Below are 18,672 nucleotides of genomic sequence, written 5' to 3'. Positions count from 1 at the left end.
GTATTTTACCCTTTATTTTAGGTTCAACAACCTAAATAATCTTTAAAATAACCCCTCCAAATCCCTCCTGAACCACAAAAAACACATTGAAACCTCTAATTTCCTTACCCCACCGTTTTCGTATCTTCTTCCTTCAATATCTTTTTCTCCTTCATCGACAGTAGCATCCTCTCGTATTTATATTTTTCCCAGTCAAACTGGTTAAGAAAATCCAGGGCGGCCCGAAAGCCTCTGTTGAAAAGATCTTCTTTTTCCTCTCTTTTCATGAAGAAATTCAGCCAGCTGCTTGTGCCGCAGTTAACGGACTGGATGCTGTAAAGACGGTAGAAGCTGTGCTTCGTTAAAAATGATTTGTCATTGAAACCTTTTAACGTGCTGATCATGTTTCCGGCATAAGAAAACGGTGTTTTGAGAATCTGTTCACTCGTTTTTCCTTTTTCAGAAAGAAGGTCAGAATCATTGGTAAGCTGCACCCCGAAAAGCGGCATTCTGGGATAAAATACATCACTGGCGTGGAAAATATCAATGGGAAAATTGGAAATGCTTCCCCCATCTATGAACAGTCCGGCAGGGTAGATGTCTTCCGGCTTCGTGTTCATCCAGAATTTCCAGGCATATTTCACGGAATCATCATCCTTATTGATCCTCTTCTGAAAAGGTTCAAAAAAGAAAGGGACCGACATAGATGCCCGAACAAATTCGGCAGGGCTTATATGCTTCAGCTCTTCTTCCGACCAGTATAAATTGGCCATTGTGGGAAGCTCAACCTTTATCTTCGCATTAATGTCGGTAGTAATCACAACATATTCCGAACGGAGCTGATAAAACGGATTCGTCCTGTAATAATCATTGTTAACGGCACTTTCATAAAATATCCTGTAGCGCGTCTGGTCAATATGTTCAAGATTTTTCTCCTTGATAGCTTCTATGCTTTTAAGGGCAATCGTATAGTATTCCCGGGCATTTCCGTAACGGTAATTGAGGTTGAGATGATGTTCTTTCTGTATAAATTTATCATTAAGATTAGCCACTGTTTTAATTCCGAAACCGTCCAGAACACTTTCCATTGTATTTAAAAATGTATTTCCGGGATTGAATCCGCTGTTCTGTTTCCGGAAATCATTGTAAAACTTTTTAATACAGAAAAAAGCAATAACCACAGGGATCAGTGGAATCAGGAAAAGCAGTTTGGCATTAAGCGTTGTTGAAGGCTGAGCTGCAAAAGGAATGATAACAAGGATAACCATAACGGCCGCCGCAATAATAGCATTAATCTTAAAAAAATCCTTATTGTTCAGGATCGCATGCATGGTTGTTTTAACATAGGTTTTCCCATCCATAAAATCTGCAAAATTCCAGTTGAAGAGAATTTCTTTGATCACTTCACTTTTGGCTTCCTCTTTGGTTTTGCATGCAGCAATAAGCATGGTATTGATTGCCCCGGCACTGGTTCCCGCTACTTTCAGAAAACGGACCCCGAAGATTTCCAGGCCATAAAGATAGCCCACCAACGCGCTTCCCCAGACACCGCCTCCTTCCTGTACGAATTCTACATACTGGTTTCCCTTGGCATCCAGCAGATCAGAAAACTCTCTGGAAGAAATATTCTCATACAGAGCGGTCAGCTTTTCTTTTGATTCCTGGGAAAGTGTGTCGTCCTCAAGGATTTTTTGAAGGATTTCGGTTTTCATGACTTTGGTTAGGTGTTTTCATTTCATTTTCTTTAATTTCAATTACCACTGCTTACGTCTCGCATAAATAAACGTACAGATTACCACTATTGCCATAAAGCCTAAAGTTATAAAATAGCCGTATTTATGATGCAGTTCAGGCATATTGTCGAAATTCATTCCGTAAAGACCCGCAATAAAAGTGATTGGCAAAAAATACACTGAATAAATAGCCAGAACTTTCATGACCTGGTTGGCTTTCTGATCGGAAAGCGCAAGGAACATTGAAATAAGGTTGGTGATCTGAATGTTTAAATGATCAAAATCCGTCACTACATCTTTATGCTTGTCCTTTAAATCAACAATTTCAGAATCCTGAAGGTTTAATAATTTAAACTTATCCACAGCATCCGTGGAAATGCTGAGTACCCTGGAATTCAGCCCCGATTTTCTTTTCAGCTTATACAGTCTTCTGATCTGGCTGGTATGGTTCGTATTTTTAAGGAAAATTTCGTTTTCAATATTATCCATTGTTTCCAGAAGGCTTATTGATTCATCATCGAAACTTTTCATGATCAGCAGGGCAATCATTAAAGCTATTTTCGAAGGTGAAACTTCTGCCTCCGTAACCGTGACCTTTTTCTTGGTCTCCGAAATGCTTCTCGTCTTCATCCTGTGGATGGTGATGATGGTATTATCCAGCAGAAAAATCCCGATTTTCGTGCTGATGTCGCTTATGGTATTGAGATTTTTCCTTTCCAGCTCTGTACTTTCGCGGAGGAGAAAGAATTTTATACTGCCATCCTCTTCATATTTCGGAAGGTGATTCGGATCCATTGTATCTTCCAGAAGAAGATTGTTGATTTCATATCTTTCGTGAAGAAATTTCAGGTCTTCCGCTGTGGGAGCCTCTACATCTACCCATTCACACTGGGAGTCTCTGTATATCGTGTCGATTGGCATATAATAAAAATACTAGTATTTTGAAAAACTATGTGTTAAATAATTTTATCTTTGTCAAAATTAAACAAACTATATGATTAAAAGTACAATAAAGGGAATTGGATTTCATGTCCCGGATAATGTTGTTACGAATGATGATTTAGCTAAACTGATGACCACCAATGACGAATGGATTACGGAAAGAACGGGCATCAAAGAAAGAAGACACAGAAAAAACAGAAACGATGCTCAGGAGACCACTGCCTATCTGGCATTTAAAGCCTCTGAAAAGGCTCTTGAAAAGGCAGGTCTTACCGCTCAGGATATAGATTATATTGTTTTTGCGACACTCTCTCCGGATTATTATTTCCCGGGTTGCGGTGTTTTGCTTCAGGATATGCTGGGATGTGATACCATCGGTGCGTTGGATGTCAGAAACCAGTGTTCAGGATTTGTATATGCAATGAGTGTTGCCAATGCTTTTATCAAATCCGGAACGTATAAAAACATTCTTGTAGTAGGAGCTGAGGTTCATTCTTTCGGACTTGATTTCTCGGACGAAGGAAGAGGAGTTTCAGTAATCTTTGGAGATGGGGCAGGAGCTATTGTGCTTTCGGCAACGGAAGATGAAAATGCAGGAGATATTTTGGCCGTGAATATGCATTCTGAAGGGAAGTATGCCGACGAATTGTGTACGCAGTTCCCGGGTTCCAAATTCGGATGGAGCGACAGGATGAGAAAAGAACCTGAGAATGTGACCAGCAAAGAAGTGTATCCGATCATGAACGGCAATTTTGTATTCAAGCATGCCGTAACAAGATTCCCTGAAACCATGCAGGAAGCCCTGGATAAAGCAGGAAAAACAATTGAAGATCTTGATATGTTCATTCCTCACCAGGCCAATCTTAGAATTGCCCAGTTTGTACAGCAGAAATTCGGTCTTCCGGATGAAAAAATCCATAATAATATTCAGAAATACGGGAATACAACCGCTGCTTCTATTCCTATTGCTTTAAATGAAGCTATTGAAGAAGGAAAGATCAAAAGAGGAGATCTGGTACTTCTTTCAGCATTTGGAAGCGGATTTACATGGGGAAGCGTTCTGTTTGAATATTAACCGTTGGCCTATAGACCAATAGTAAACGAGAAATAACCCAACCGCCAACCGATAATTCCTCTCCTCCGGAGGGATGGTAGATCGAAGATCTGACGGGGTGGTTCAAAAAATAAAACAGGGAATCCGCCGAGCAAAGCTCGGCGGATTCCCTGTTTATAATAATAATTCTATTAAAGGCTCTCCAACAATTTCTCTGTATCCGTTGAATCCTGTCCTGTGCTTTTAGCCAGCTGAACAGACTTTTCAGCCCAGATCTTTGCGTTCTTTTTATCTCCGATCTTGTTGTAAAGATTAGCCAGAGTATCTGTATTGGCATAGTTTTCATCTTTTTTTACAGATTCCTGAGCCCAGGCTACTGCTTTTTCCAGAGAAGCTTTAGTGTTTATATTTTCAAAGAAATTCCATGCTAAAGAATTTAGTTCTTCAGAATTGGCTGTAGAATAATCTTTGTACAGTTCCAGTGTGATCTTTTCGTAGGTTGTGATATCCTTATCCTTTAGAGCCCTGTTTGCCTTTGCTCTTTTTAGCATCTTTTCCGATTCATCCTTCGTCATGAATTTTTGTGATTCTGTCAGGAAGTAGCTTTCATTCCAGGTTTTTGTATCTGCATTGTAAGACTTTTTAAGGATCGTATTAAGCTTTATATTTTTGTCGAATTTTGCATATCTATCTTCCGGGAAAATTTTGATGATCTCGGATTTTTTTGACTGAAAAATCTTATATAACGGGCTTTCCGTGCTCTGTGTCCCCGAAAGAAGCATCTGTACATCATCCTGATCAAGCGTTGTCTTCTGCTGGAAATAACGGTCCAGCACTTTTCCCGCAAATTCTGAATCATTATAAATGGTAAGTTCTGCAAGATTCTTTAAAAATGCAGGATCTTTTTCCCCATTTTCAAACTTTTGCTTCAATGCGGTAAGCCTTTTATTCGGATCTTCGGCGTCTTTAGCAAACTGGATGAAATCTTTTTCTTCCACATAGCCCAGTGTTCTGTGAACCTCTTCTCCGTCACCGTTGATGAAAAGATAAGTTGGAAATGCCTTTACATTGTACTTCTTGGCAAGGCCTATTCCTTCCCCTTTCTCCATGTCTATTTTTGCATTCACGAAATGGGAATTGTAAAAATCTCCCACGGTCTGCAGCGGAAAAATGTTTTTTACCATCAGTTTGCATGGGCCGCACCATGATGCATAGGCATCTACAAATATAAGTTTATTCTCTTTTTTTGCTTTTGCCAGTATAGCAGCAAAATTGCTGTCTTCAAATTTAATTCCCTGTGCAAGAGCCAGAGCTCCTATAAACAAAGAAGAAAATATTGCTAATTTTTTCATAAAACTTTTTTATTGACTACAAATGTAATAATTATGTTAACAAATAAGTAGGTGAATAAACAAAATAGTTACGGATAATTTAGTCTGATATATAATAAATCTATTTGAAGTGATAATTGTGGATGATATGTTATTAAAATAAACAATATTTAGCTTTTTAGTTAAAAAAATTAAATAAGATAAGAATGTTTTAATAAAATATAAAATATCAGTAGCTTTGTAAAAACAAAAAGGCAACCATGAGAATGATGAATTATTATACAATCAAAATAATAATTTATTTCTTTATGTCCAGAAGCCTGCTGAAACTTTTGTTTTTGTTCATTACTGCTGTCCCTTTACTTGCGCAGAAAAAATACAGTTTTGACCAGATCTGCGCAAGAACATCCGTTCAGGTGGCTCAAAAAGATATTCCCAAAGCTTTAAAAACGGCTGATTCCCTATATATAACGGCAAAAAATCCTCTGGATAAAGTGAAGAGTCTTTTACTTTCTGCCAAACTTTACCACGCTGCCGGTGAATTTAAAAAATCCATATACTATGGTGAAAATGCCCATTCTATGTTAAGCCATATTGATGATGCGGAATGGTTGTGCCGGACCAATGAGTTTTTGGCCAGAGAATACCGGCTGGTAGGCCTTTTTGAAAGATCAAAAAAATATACGCTGCAAGGCATGGAAGCAGCAAAACACATCATCGACACCCGGGAAAAAGCGGAAATGTTGGGATTGCTGAACCAGGAAATGGCGTATTATGAAATGGAACAGGGTGATTATCCCGAGGCCGTAAAGTATATCGAACTTTCATTGCATTCTTTTGCCAAAGATAATATTGAGGATAATAAAAAAAAAAATAAACGGGCTGTAGCAGCTTCTTACCAGATCCTCGGGGATGTATATTTTAAGCTTAAAGATTACGTGACTTCCGAGAGCTATTACCACAAAGCACAATCGTTGCTTAAAAATAAATCCTGTACCCTGGGTCTTGTGTATAACGGAATGGGCGGAATCCGCCTGAAACAGAAAAACTGGAAAGGGGCCGAAATCTATCTGAAAAAAGCTGAAAATATCGCCGACAGTTCCCGGAGCCTTAAACTGAAAAAAGCCGTATATTCCAATATCAATGATTATTATGAAGGAATAGGGGATAATTCAAAGGCTTCAATTTATGCTGTAAAGTATGTAAAGGCTTATGACAGCCTTACTGCCAGAAACCGTGAATTCGCTATTAAAAGTCCGGAGGCTTTGGTGAAACCTAATAGGAAAAGTGCCCAGATCAGTATGGTTAAAAATGCAGCAATTATGCTCCTGTTTGCTGCCCTCGTTGCGATCGTTGTTTTCTTTAGGATAAAACAGAAAAAACAGCGTGCAAAATTCAGGAATATTATAAGAACCCAGCTGCGGATGATCAGTTCGCGCAGTGAATCCTCACCTTTAAAAAAAGAAAACTCTGACTTTTCAAATATTTCCGTAGAAGAAGTGGATGACAGGACAGGAGAAACGGGTAAACGCAAAAGTGAATCCCTGATGACTTCCGAAACAGAATCGAAGCTTCTAGAACGTCTTGACGAATTTGAAAAAGGGGAGCTGTATAACAATAAAAATATGTCTTTATCCTTTTTGGCTGCGGAACTCAATACCAACACGAAATATCTGTCTTATCTAATCAACCGGCATAAAAATGCAGATGTCAAAACATACATTAACCGTTTAAGGATTAATTATATTGTAGACAAACTGATCAATGATGATAAGTACAGGCAGTACAAAATAAGTATTCTTGCCGACGAATGCGGTTTTTCTTCACACAGTAAATTCGCTTCCGTATTTAAAGCGGTAACCGATTTTTCTCCTTCCTCATATATTAAATATCTGGACGCTGAAAATCAATCAGATAAAAATACCCATTTTCGCGAAAACAATTAAGAAACAGGTGTTTTTTACCTATTCTGGCTTTTCATTTTCATGAAAATGGGTAACCTATTGTTTTACGTAAGACCTTCACATCTATATCTTTGCGCAAGCTTTAAGGGAATGGACCTGCTGCAGTTTGTCACTCATTTTTTAATCTTTCATTTCTGATAAGGCAGAACAGCGTTCAATCTCAGACACACAATTACCGGACATTGTAAAATATCTGGTAATTATTTTATTCAAACCATGAAATCTTCCGGTAAATTAAACGGATGTCAACCTTAACGATTGCATAGCATATGTATTCTAATGCTGCCTTTGGGACGATAATGGATACAGCTGTGCGGGTTGCGAGTCTGGATTCCGGTGCGAAAAACAAGCAGCGGATCCATAGCTGAGGGGGATTCTCCCCCAATGCTTTTCTTAAGATGCTATTTATAAGCAAAAAAGATGACGGATGTATTTATTATAGCCAACACATTTATTGATCTGGCGGTACAACCTGCCTGATGCGATAAAAACTTATAGTACAATCGGGGTTGATTGCCCGGTTTTTTTCAGTCAAGTTTTTTTAAGTACAAATCCGCAGCATTGCTGCGGATTTGTTTTTGTTATTTCGTTTTCAGACTGTCGGTTTTTACTTTGACCGTATCATGGGCAACCGGAGCAGGCTCAGAATTGGCAACTGCGGAATCCCCCATATGATTTCTCAATGAATCCTTGTTGTGCTCATCTTTAAACTCTTCTCTTTTCTCCTTGTTCTGGGCACAGCTTCCTAAAAACAATATTCCCAGAACAGCACCTATCCATAATTTTTTCATAATAGTTAATTTTGATGTTTATTACAATCAAATATAAAGAATATTAAGATCTTTTTTATAACCGTCAGTTACATATTCTGAGAAATCTTCAGTAGAATAATAAAGAAACAGAAAATTATATCAGGCTTACTTATTTGCAAAAAAAATCCGCAGAGCTTTCATCTGCGGATTTTCCATTTTAAATTAAACTGTGTGTATCTATTTAGCCGGAGGTGTGGCAGCCGCCGAATCTACTTTCATCTTAACAGTATCAGGAGTTGCCATGCTTGCAGCCGTTGAATCGGTTGTACTAGGTGCTGCAGTTGTGGCGTTATCTACTGCTGCCGAATCAGAATTGCCGGAAGGCATAGAAGATTCTTTGGTTCCGCAGCTCACAACTACTAATCCTAAACCTATGGCTGCTATTAAAAACTTTTTCATAATATTTTATTTTTGTTGTTATTGTTAGAATTCAATAATTATTCCTAAAAGTTATTATGAAATATTAAATATAGATAAAGTTTGTTAAAAAAATGTTAGAGAATGGGTGTCTGCAGCATAACAGTGGAATAGATAACAGTTTAAGACAAATTGATCAGTTCAAAGGTTAAATCTAAAGCTTTAAATATCCGCGCAATCATTACTTTTGATCAGCAAATCATTATCATTGATCTATGAAAAAGCCCCGGAATAAATTCCAGGGCTGTATTATTATTCATTGCTGATTACCGATTATTCACCAATAATTCACAACCTAATTTTTATCCAAGGTATGGATATTTATAGTCTTTTGGAGAAACGAAAGTTTCTTTGATACTTCTCACAGATGTCCATCTTAAAAGATTCATCTTAGAACCGGCTTTATCATTAGTTCCTGAGGCTCTTCCACCACCGAAAGGCTGTTGTCCTACCACAGCACCTGTTGGTTTATCATTGATGTAGAAGTTACCTGAAGCATTTTCCAAAGCTTTGAAGGCCTCATTGATTGCGTAACGATCTTGTGAGAAAACAGAACCTGTCAACGAATATGGTGAAGTGGAATCTACCAGCTTCAAGGTTTCTTTCCAGTCCTGATCTTCATATACATATACGGATAAAATAGGGCCGAAGATCTCTTCTACCATACTTTCGTAATGAGGATTTGTCGTTTCAATAACGGTTGGGTATACAAACCATCCTTTAGAATCATCAACTTTTCCGCCGATAGCTATTTCAGCTTCACCAGAAGCAGTTGCTCTGTCGATATAACCTTTACATTTCTCAAAAGAATTTTTGTCGATTACCGCATTAACGAAGTTTGAAGGATCTTCCGGAGAACCCACTTTAATTGAATTGATCTGGGTTTCCATCACTTTTTTCACATCAGCCCAAAGAGACTTAGGAACATAAGCTCTTGAAGCGGCAGAACATTTCTGTCCCTGATATTCAAAAGAACCTCTTACCAAAGCAGTAGCTACGGCCTCCACATTTGAAGAAGGGTGAGCGATCACGAAATCTTTTCCACCGGTTTCCCCAACGATTCTCGGATATGTTCTGTAGTTATGAATATTATCACCGATCATTTTCCACATTCCCTGGAATACTTTAGTAGAACCTGTGAAGTGAAGACCTGCAAAATCACGATGTGCAAGTACTTTTTCAGCAGTTTCTTTCCCGTCTGTGAAAACCATGTTGATAACACCCGCAGGAAGACCCGCTTCAATTAATACATCCATGATTACTTTGGCAGAATAAACCTGCTTGTCGGAAGGCTTCCAAACAACAACGTTTCCAAGCATTGCCATACAGGCAGGCAGGTTTCCGGAGATCGCCGTGAAGTTGAATGGAGTTACCGCAAAACAGAACCCTTCCAATGGTCTGTACTCTACACGGTTCCAGATTCCGCTGTCGGAAACCGGCTGCTCAGAATACATTTCAGTCATGAATTCTACGTTGAATCTCAAGAAATCGATGAATTCACACGCCGCATCAATTTCAGCCTGGTGTACATTCTTGGACTGTCCGATCATAGTCGCTGCATTGATCACGTCTCTGTAAGGCCCGGCCAAAAGATCAGCTGCCTTAAGGAAAATAGCTGCACGCTGTTCCCAGCCCAGTTCGTTCCATTCTTTTTTTGCTGCCAGTGCCGCGTTGATAGCGTCATCTACATGCTGCATCGTACCTTTATAGTAAAACCCGAAATCATGAGCATGATCCTGAGGAGACTGAAGCTGAACTTTCTCGTCAGTTTTCACTTCCTTTCCGTTGATGATCATTGGAATTTCTGTCTTCTCGGCCCACATTTTTTTGTAAGTGGCAATAAGGCTTTTAACTTCCGGAGATCCCGGTACATAAGAATTTACCGGCTCGTTTACTGCAAATGGTACTTGCGAAATTGCTTTTGACATATTATGTTGTATTGTTTTAAAATTGATACAAATGTTGATATACAAATTTACAATAATTAACGCAAAGAAAAAAAACGGCTTATTCTTATGAAATGAAATTCAACACTGCTTAAAATGTAAAGAATATTAATTTTGATGATAAAGATTGGTGAGAATTAGCTTTTTTGAGTTGATTTTAAAAATTAATTATGCCTTTAGATGCATTTAAACAATGAATTTGTTTAAACTTTTGTTGGGAAACCGCAAAGGCGCAAAGTTTTTTAACTGTATAGATGTTTTCTGTAAACTTACATTTTTTCATTTTCCAGAATTTTCAGGACAAGCTTTTCTTCATGAGTAAGGCCTGCTTTTCCGTCATTTTCCTCAATCTGTTCCAGTTCGTCGAGATACTTTTTGATCGTATTATTCTCATAAAGATTGATCACCAGTGGATGCACATAATACTTTCTGCAGACCGTACTGGTATTTCCCAGGTGTTCAGCAACGATTTCTAAAGCTTCTTTCACCTTTTTTTTATATTGAGTGTTATTTTCGGCGTATCCGATCTCTTTAAAAGCAATCAGAGCACTTACCGTTCCCGACCATGTTCTGAAATCTTTAGCCGTGAAATCTTCCCCGCTTATTTCCTTAATATACTCATTGACCATCCCCGAATCTATCGAATGGCGGTTTCCTTCATCATCAAAATACTGGAAAAGCTCTTTTCCGGGAATATCCTTGCATTTTTGCACAAGTTTTGAAAGTCTCCGGCTTTTGAGGTCAATATTATGCATAATCCCTTTCTTTCCTTTAAACGAAAAGGAAATTTTCTGACCGTTAATTTTTACGTGCTTGCCTTTCAGAGTCGTTAAGCCAAAGGAACCGTATAGTTTTTCATAAGCATTATTGCCGATACGGATGTTCGTACGCTGCATCAGGCTTACAATCAATGCCAGTATTTTTCTCTTCTCAAAATTTCTTAAGGCAAGATCCTGTTCCACCCGGAGCCGGATATCAGGTAATGCATACCCGAACTGAAGCATCCTGTAAAATTTCGTATGATTTCTTAAAGCGCTCCACAAGGGATGATAGCGGTATTGCTTTCTTTTTTTTACATCAAAACCGGTAGCCTGAAGATGGCCGTTGTCAAGAGCACAGATCCAGACATTTTCCCATGCAGGAGGGATGACCAGCTTGTTGATCCTCGTGATTTCGTCTTTATCTTTAAGCTTTTTACCGTCTTTGTAATAAGAATACTTCTTTCCCGTTTTCTTGCGGGTAATCCCTGCCGTTTCCGCATCGGTGGTATATACAAGATGCACCGCCTTTGCGGAGGCTTCGGGATCCTTCATGATCTTGACAATTTTTGAAGGCTTTAAGTGAGAAATGATTTCCAGATCCGTATTCTTCTCCATAAAAAATGGTTAAGAGTTCTTACCCCTCGAAAAGATCAGAAAAAGGATTACTACCACTGCAACGACCAGGATAATTCCCCACCACATTCCAGCCTTAAAAATAGTTTCTATGGCCTCACAGCTCGTTAACGTCAGCAATGTGAATATGGTCATACTGTATAAAGTCAACTTTCTCATGATATAAATATTTTTTGGTGTTAAATGCTAAATCAGATTCTCTGGCGGTCGGCTCTCCAGTTCATGATAGAACGTTTGATCTCGTCTCCGGAGATGTTTTCGTGAAGCGCCCGGTACAAAAGCTCTTTAAATTCATCGTCATAGGCGAACCTCAAGGCTGCTATTTGATCGAACCCCAGCTTATCGGCCACATCATCAGACCTCTGCCCGAAAATTTCAAAATACCGCTGTTTGAATTCAAGTCTTACCATACGGTTCTGAAGCCCCAGAGCATAATGCTGTCTCGTCATAAAAGCCAGATAGAAAAGCAGAAATATTACGATAGAAAATAATATCCAGGTGAGCTGATTTCTGGGATCGTTCAGGATTTCATAAATTCCAAAAATTTCCATTACGATCAGCAGCGGAAGATAAATGAAATGGTGTGGCGGATAAAATTTCCTGTGATTTTTGTAATTCTGCTCTCTCATATGGTGAATTATAGCAATAATCTTTCCAAAACTTCTTATGTTTAATGATAATTTTGTTTTTGTGGTACGTAAATGCATATTAGAATTAATACTGCTGATTATTTTTTATAAATCATAAAGTAAAATTATTTGGGAATATCGCAAAGGCAAGAAAAAACAAGGACATTTCATTCAGTAAAGAAATACAATCAATTCATGAAACAATACGTTGATTTGCCAAAATGATCTCTAACAGATTGAATCCGTGGTAAAGAAAAAATAATAAATCATTAACGAAAATACGGTACAGATTTCATTTCCAAACCTCAATTTTTTCGTAACTTTCGGTGTTTAAAAAAAGAAAAAGAATGACTTCAAAGGAAAAAGTGGCTGCACTTCGTGAAGAAATGCAGAAAAATAATGTTGATGCATTTATAGTATATTCTGCAGATCCGCATATGAGTGAATATCTGCCTGAAGAATGGCAGGAAAGAGCTTGGCTGTCAGGGTTTTTAGGCTCTGCGGGTTTTGTGGTAGTTACGAAAGATAAAGCAGGTCTCTGGACGGACGGAAGATATTTTACCCAGGCTGCCATTGAGCTGGAAGGTTCAGGCATCGATCTTTTTAAAGACGGAATGGAAGGAACTCCCAATTATATAGACTGGATTATTTCTCAGATTCCTGCCGGCGGAAAAGTAGCCGTTAATGCTGTTGCCACCTCAAATGCCAATTGGGAACTGCTTTCGCAAAAACTACAGTCAAAAAATATAACCTTAACGGATATTCCGCTGTTAAAGGAGATTTGGAAAGACAGAGGTACGCCTTCAAAAAATCCAATTTTCGTACAGACTGTAGAAAGAGCAGGAAAATCTGTTACCGATAAACTGGGAGCGATCCGCCAGAAAATGGAAGATCTGGAAGCTACCGTTCATATTATTTCCAGTCTTGATGATGTAGCATGGACATTGAATTTAAGAGGAAGCGATGTAGAAAGCAATCCTGTATTTTTAGGATATGTTGTCATTACCAAAAATGACGCAGTGCTGTTCACCGATCTTGAAAAGCTGGAAGTAGGTGCCAGAAAACAAATGGATGATTCCTTTGTAAAAATGATGCCTTACGAAGAGTTTTACAACTACCTGAAAGCATTCAGGAATGAAAAAGTGCTGGTTTCTCCAAACAGCAATCAGATGATTTTTGAAAGCTTAAAAGACGGCAACCAGTTTATGAAAGCTCCGGTTCCTGGTAATCTGATGAAAGCCCAGAAAAACGAAACCGAGTTGGAAGGATTCAGAACAGTAATGGTAAGAGACGGTGTTGCTATGGTGAAATTCCTTTACTGGCTGACCCATAATGCCGGAAAAGAAAACATGAATGAATATTCTATCGGTGAGAAACTGAGAGGCTTCCGGGCAGAAGGAGAAAACTTCGTAGGAGAAAGCTTCGGCAGCATTGTAGGATATAAAGATAACGGTGCTATCATGCACTATTCCGCAAAAAGTGAAGGAAGTAAGGTGGTTACCAATGATGCCAGCATCCTGGTAGATTCAGGAGGGCAGTATCTGGAAGGGACTACCGATATTACAAGAACTTTGGCTTTAGGAGCTGTTTCTGATGAATTCAAAAGAAATTCAACCTTAGTACTTCAGGGGCTCATCCGTTTATCTGTGGTGAAGTTCCCGAAAGGAACAAAAGGTGTTCATCTTGATGCTATTGCAAGACTTCCTTTGTGGATGGAAGGAAAAGACTTCAATCACGGGACAGGCCATGGAGTGGGAAGTTTCATGAACGTTCACGAAGGCCCTCAGAATATCAGAAAAGACATGAACCCGCAGGATCTTCTTCCGGGAATGGTATGTTCCAATGAACCGGGATATTATCTTGAAGGAGAATACGGAATTCGACACGAAAACCTGATTGCTGTAAAAGAAGCGGAAAAAACAATTCACGGAACTTTCTATGAGTTTGAAACCCTTACATTCTGCCCGTTCTTTAAAGATACTATTGTGAAAGAAATCCTTTCGGAAGAAGAAATTGCATGGCTGAATGGCTACCACAAAAAGTGTGAAGAAAAGATAGGTCCTTACCTTGAAGGAGATGTTAAAACATGGTTCCTTGAATTGGTAAGTCCACTTTAATTAATGTGAATGATGAATGTGAAAGGGGCAATTTTGAAACTTAAACATTGAGTCCATATTTTGAACATTAATAATTGTTAGATAAATTTGAAGCCCTGCAGAGAAATCCGCAGGGCTTTTTTTATTAATGCAACCGTATTTTCACGGATATAATTTTAGGGATTTCCCTGACACAAGATCATGCGGCGTCATCTATCTTTGTATCAACAATAAAACATCATTCATCTTCATATACTTAGTAAAATTCAAAGCAGGTAAAACCGTTTCGTTCTGAAACGGTTTTATTTTTTCCATCAGTAATTACAAAATGAACATCTACTTATTCAAATCAATGCTAATTGATTTTATTACAAGTCACTTAAAATATACAAGTCTTAAGATGATCTTTGCTTTAAAATAATATTATCATAAATAATAGCATCAGAAAAAATTCAAATGCTTGCAATGACCTTGTATTTTGTTTAATTTAGCTGAAAATAGGCTAAAAACCTGATAGGATTCCGGGTTGCCATTTGAAAAATATGATAGAGGATTATTTCCGGAGCTTTGCTGTATTCTCAGAAAATGAAATCCGGGATTTCTTACAGCTTTTTGAAACCAGAAAGGTGTATAAAAATGATTTTTTTGTGCGGGAAGGAGACCTGTGCAGGGAAATAGCGTTTATTGTATCGGGAATTTTCCGTTCCTATTACATTTCGGATGAAGGAAGAGATATGACCTATTGTTTCCGGTTTCCTGCTCAGCTTATGGCTGGCTATTCCTCATTTATTTCAGACTGTCCCGGCAGGGAAAACATGCAGGCCATTACTGATGCCGAGTTGATGGTTTTAAAGAAAGATGCTGTAGATCACCTGGTAAAAGATGACCTTAACTGGACGAAATTTTTAAAGATGATTGCCGAACAGGAATACCTTGAACTTGAAAAAAGATTTTTCCAGCTCCAGAGAGACAGCGCTGCACAACGCTATGGAACTCTGCTGGGCGATCAGCCGGATTATGTTCAGAAGATTCCGCTGCAGTATCTGGCGTCTTACTTAGGCATTACCCAAAGGCATCTCAGCAGAATCAGAAAAGAAGTTACGCTATAAAAAAACTGTAAAATCTACAAAAGAATAAAAATCACCAACAGATCTTAGTTTTGGACATTTGTCCTGTATTTCAGCATTACAGCTCTCTAATTTTGTAAAAAAAATAATATGGAGCATAACATTCTCGTCGTTGGAGGAAACGGTCTTGTAGGTCAAACAATTATCCGCATTCTGAAATCAAGAAATCCTCATGCCAATATTTTCACCGGAGGCAGGAAAGGCGGAACAGATAATCATCTTAAAATTGATGTGACCGATCCCGCTACTTTTCAGATCATTAAGGAAAATAAAATAGATTTGGTGATTCTTTCCGTGAATGATAAAGAGGATCATATTCTTCGTTTCGTTATGGAAAATAAAATAGACTATCTGGATATTACGAAGCCTACTCCCGATCTTGTAAAAGCATATACTCTGGCCAAAAGCAGAGAAACAGGGAGCAGGATTGTGTTCAGCTCCGGATGGATGGGCGGTATTGTCAATGGTCTGGTAAAAACACTTTCAAGCCGCACAGCAGATATTCAGGAAGTAAAACTTTTTGTATATTATTCCGTGAAAGACCTTGCAGGAGAAAGTTCAGCACATTTTATGGCGGAAAATGTAGCCAAACCTTTTATCAGGTATGAAAACAACAGGCAGATCCCCGTAAAACATTTTTTGGATTCGGAAGATTTTGATTTTTCTTTTGGAATAGGAAAAAGAGAAGTGTATAACTTTGATGTGCCGGATTTATATATTCTCAATCAGATTGAAAAGATCCCTAATGTCAGTGTTAAAATGACTTACAATTCAAAATTCATAACGTGGCTTTTGGGTGCATTTCAAAAAGTAAGAATTTTTAATATCTTATCTTTAAAAGAACGGAAAATGATTTTCGGATCCAGTGGAAACGGCGATCAGAGCATATTTGAGATTGTTGTAAAAACCAAAGATGGAAATGAAAGATTAAGCCTGCAAAGTACAAAAGGGCAGGCCGAATTAACGGCGCTTTCTGCAGTACTTCATACGGAAGAGCTCCTGATGAATTCCCACGAAAATAATATCTACTTCAGCCATCAGCTTCATCAGCCGTCATTACTTCTGGAGAAGCTTAAAGCGTATGGATCCATTAATATAAAAAGATCAAAATGAAAAAAATAGTCATTATCAACGGACATCCCAATAAAGATTCATTCAATTTTGGAATTGCAGAGGCTTATAAAGAAGGAGCCGTACAATCGGGAGCGGAAGTCAGAGAAATCGTAATTGCCGGACTGAACTTTGACCCTGTTCTGCATTTTGGATACCGGAAAAGAATGGAACTGGAGCCGGATCTGCTGAACGCCAGGGAAATTATACAGTGGGCAGATCATCTGGTCTGGATTCATCCGGTTTGGTGGGGTGGGCTGCCCGCGTTGATGAAAGGTTTTATTGACAGGGTTTTTCTTTCCGGATTTGCTTACCAGTACAGAGAAAATTCGGTTTGGTGGGATAAGCTGCTGAAAGGAAGAACGGCTCACATCATCACAACCCTCGACCAGCCGGGCTGGTATTATCAGCTTTTTTATGGACGGCCAAGTGTTAATCAGCTGAAAAAATCAACTCTGGAATTCTGTGGAATAAAGCCGGTAAAAGTGACTTATATAGGCATAATAAGAACTTCTACTGAAGCACAGCGCAGCCAATGGCTTAAGGAAGTGAGAGCATTGGGCATACGGCAGAAGTAAACGTTATTGCAGGAACGGGGTGACGAAGCAATCAAAGCAATAGACAATCTATATAAAAGACCCTGTAAAGAATTAACCTGAAAAACCGTAAATTTGCACTATGAATAACGATACGATTTGCGCACTGGCTACGGCCAATGGAGTAGGAGCTTTAGGAATTATCAGGGTTTCAGGAAACGATGCTTTATCGGTTGTCCAGAAAAGCTTTCCGGGCAAAAAACTGGAAAAGCAAAAGTCCCACACCATTCATTACGGTTATTTTATGGATGATGAGGAAGCTATTGATGAAGTGATGGTTTCTATTTTCCTGGCTCCGAAAAGTTTTACTACAGAAAACTCTGTGGAAATAGCTTTTCACGGCTCACCGCATATCGGAAAACGTATTTTGGAAACCCTGACTAAAAATGGAGCAAGAATGGCGAAAGCGGGCGAATTTACCCTTCGTGCATTCATCAACGGAAGAATAGATCTTTCGCAGGCGGAAGCCATTGCAGATGTAATTGCGTCTGAAAATGAAGCCTCCAGAAAAGTAGCCATCAGCCAGCTGAAGGGAGGGATTACCAATGAAATATCGATCCTGAGAACAGATCTTCTGAATTTTGTTTCCCTGATCGAACTTGAACTGGATTTTGCTGAGGAAGATGTAGAATTTGCGGACCGTTCGGCTCTTAAGGGATTGCTGGATAAAATTGAATTGAAATTGGATTCCCTTATTGAAAGTTTCCAGTACGGAAATGCCATTAAAAACGGAACGGCAGTTGCTATCATCGGAAAGCCGAATGCCGGTAAATCCACCCTGTTAAATGCTTTATTGAAGGAAGAAAGAGCAATAGTAAGCAATATTGCCGGAACTACAAGGGATACGATTGAAGAAATTTTACATATCAAAGGTCATGCATTCCGCCTGATTGATACGGCCGGGCTTCGTGAAACCCAGGATGAAATTGAAGCGATCGGGGTGAAAAAGGCCAGGGAAAAAGTAGAAAATGCCAATATTCTCGTATATCTGGCAGATGCTGCAACAGAAGATTATTCGGAAGATATTGAAATGATCCGATCTCTGCAGAGAGATGACCTGAAACTGATCATCTGTGCCACAAAAATTGACGAAGTACTGCCCCCAAAATACGAAACGGTAGAAGATATCTTCAGAAGCAAAATAGATCACGACTTTGATTTTATAAGAATTTCAGCAGTAGAAAACCAGAATATTCAGGACCTTAAAAACGAATTATCTTCCTACGTTGAACAGCTGAAATCCCAGGAAAATAACGTAGTCATTACGAACCAAAGACACTTTGAAGCTCTGCAGAAATCATTAAATGCTGCCCATAAAGTGAAAGAAGCCATTGCTTTCCAGATCTCCACAGAATTGCTGGCATACGAATTAAGAAATGCATTAGAACATCTTGGTGAAATTTCGGGGGAAGTTACAAATGATGAGGTGCTGGGGAATATTTTTTCTAAGTTTTGTATCGGCAAATAATAAGGCAAAACAAAACAAAGTAAATTGATGAAAATCAAGTACTTAATAAAAATTGATTTTATTTTGATTTGTTG

At 38.7% G+C, this 18,672-nt stretch carries 16 protein-coding genes; 7 read left to right on the top strand and 9 right to left on the bottom strand.

Annotated features, from left to right (window positions below):
* Nucleotides 1–104: 104 nt before the first annotated feature.
* Together IX38_RS12995 and IX38_RS12990 are read right to left on the bottom strand one after the other, a co-directional pair.
* The gene (locus IX38_RS12995) at nt 105–1,691 is read right to left on the bottom strand and encodes a patatin-like phospholipase family protein (RefSeq protein ID WP_034705689.1); all 1,587 of its coding nucleotides are present in this window, start codon (nt 1,689–1,691) and stop codon (nt 105–107) included.
* A gap of 42 nt (nt 1,692–1,733) precedes the next feature.
* Nucleotides 1,734–2,633: a magnesium transporter CorA family protein gene (locus IX38_RS12990; RefSeq protein ID WP_034705687.1), complete on the bottom strand. Its 900-nt coding sequence runs from the start codon at nt 2,631–2,633 to the stop codon at nt 1,734–1,736.
* 73 nt (nt 2,634–2,706) lie between these two features.
* On the opposite strand from IX38_RS12990, the gene IX38_RS12985 reads away from it, so the two are divergent.
* Nucleotides 2,707–3,729: a 3-oxoacyl-ACP synthase III family protein gene (locus IX38_RS12985; RefSeq protein WP_034705685.1), complete on the top strand. Its 1,023-nt coding sequence runs from the start codon at nt 2,707–2,709 to the stop codon at nt 3,727–3,729.
* Nucleotides 3,730–3,899: 170 nt separating this feature from the next.
* Here the strand turns inward: IX38_RS12985 and IX38_RS12980 are convergent, their stop codons facing one another.
* On the bottom strand, nt 3,900–5,060 hold the full coding sequence (locus tag IX38_RS12980; protein ID WP_034705683.1) for a thioredoxin family protein: 1,161 nt from the start codon (nt 5,058–5,060) through the stop codon (nt 3,900–3,902).
* Between the two features lie 287 nt (nt 5,061–5,347).
* Between IX38_RS12980 and IX38_RS12975 the strand changes: the two genes are divergently transcribed.
* A complete protein-coding gene (locus tag IX38_RS12975; RefSeq protein ID WP_165570738.1) occupies nt 5,348–6,985 on the top strand; it encodes an AraC family transcriptional regulator in 1,638 nt (545 codons plus the stop codon).
* 599 nt (nt 6,986–7,584) lie between these two features.
* Here IX38_RS12975 and IX38_RS12970 read toward each other — a convergent pair.
* From IX38_RS12970 to IX38_RS12950, 6 genes are all read right to left on the bottom strand, one after another.
* Entirely contained in the window at nt 7,585–7,794 is a 210-nt protein-coding gene (locus tag IX38_RS12970; protein WP_034705679.1) for a hypothetical protein, read from the bottom strand.
* Between the two features lie 198 nt (nt 7,795–7,992).
* Nucleotides 7,993–8,214 carry a hypothetical protein gene (locus IX38_RS12965; protein WP_034705677.1) on the bottom strand — a complete coding sequence of 74 codons (222 nt, stop codon included), beginning with the start codon at nt 8,212–8,214 and terminating at the stop codon, nt 7,993–7,995.
* A gap of 320 nt (nt 8,215–8,534) precedes the next feature.
* Nucleotides 8,535–10,160 (bottom strand): L-glutamate gamma-semialdehyde dehydrogenase, encoded by a 1,626-nt coding sequence (gene pruA, locus IX38_RS12960; RefSeq protein WP_034705675.1) that lies wholly within the window; start codon nt 10,158–10,160, stop codon nt 8,535–8,537.
* A 287-nt stretch (nt 10,161–10,447) separates the two neighbouring features.
* Nucleotides 10,448–11,554, bottom strand: coding sequence for a DNA topoisomerase IB (locus IX38_RS12955; RefSeq protein WP_034705673.1), 1,107 nt, complete (start codon nt 11,552–11,554; stop codon nt 10,448–10,450).
* A gap of 9 nt (nt 11,555–11,563) precedes the next feature.
* Nucleotides 11,564–11,731 carry a phosphatidate cytidylyltransferase gene (locus IX38_RS22400; protein WP_084680272.1) on the bottom strand — a complete coding sequence of 56 codons (168 nt, stop codon included), beginning with the start codon at nt 11,729–11,731 and terminating at the stop codon, nt 11,564–11,566.
* Between the two features lie 32 nt (nt 11,732–11,763).
* Nucleotides 11,764–12,201, bottom strand: a complete 438-nt coding sequence (locus tag IX38_RS12950) for a DUF6526 family protein (RefSeq protein ID WP_034705671.1) — start codon at nt 12,199–12,201, stop codon at nt 11,764–11,766.
* A gap of 347 nt (nt 12,202–12,548) precedes the next feature.
* Between IX38_RS12950 and IX38_RS12945 the strand changes: the two genes are divergently transcribed.
* From IX38_RS12945 to mnmE, 5 genes are all read left to right on the top strand, one after another.
* Nucleotides 12,549–14,318 (top strand): aminopeptidase P family protein, encoded by a 1,770-nt coding sequence (locus tag IX38_RS12945; protein ID WP_034705670.1) that lies wholly within the window; start codon nt 12,549–12,551, stop codon nt 14,316–14,318.
* 521 nt (nt 14,319–14,839) lie between these two features.
* Entirely contained in the window at nt 14,840–15,406 is a 567-nt protein-coding gene (locus IX38_RS12940) for a Crp/Fnr family transcriptional regulator (RefSeq protein WP_034705668.1), read from the top strand.
* Between the two features lie 108 nt (nt 15,407–15,514).
* The gene (locus IX38_RS12935; RefSeq protein WP_034705667.1) at nt 15,515–16,537 is read left to right on the top strand and encodes a saccharopine dehydrogenase family protein; all 1,023 of its coding nucleotides are present in this window, start codon (nt 15,515–15,517) and stop codon (nt 16,535–16,537) included.
* Nucleotides 16,534–17,112 carry an NAD(P)H-dependent oxidoreductase gene (locus tag IX38_RS12930; RefSeq protein WP_034705666.1) on the top strand — a complete coding sequence of 193 codons (579 nt, stop codon included), beginning with the start codon at nt 16,534–16,536 and terminating at the stop codon, nt 17,110–17,112. The genes IX38_RS12935 and IX38_RS12930 overlap by 4 nt, the downstream gene beginning before the upstream one ends.
* A 100-nt stretch (nt 17,113–17,212) precedes the next feature.
* Nucleotides 17,213–18,598, top strand: coding sequence for a tRNA uridine-5-carboxymethylaminomethyl(34) synthesis GTPase MnmE (gene mnmE, locus IX38_RS12925; protein ID WP_034705664.1), 1,386 nt, complete (start codon nt 17,213–17,215; stop codon nt 18,596–18,598).
* Nucleotides 18,599–18,672: the final 74 nt, after the last annotated feature.

The sequence above is a fragment of the Chryseobacterium luteum genome, assembly GCF_000737785.1.
Taxonomy (GTDB): domain Bacteria; phylum Bacteroidota; class Bacteroidia; order Flavobacteriales; family Weeksellaceae; genus Chryseobacterium; species Chryseobacterium luteum.
Note: the sequence above shows the minus strand (reverse complement) of the source record. Positions and strands in the feature narration are given on the sequence as shown.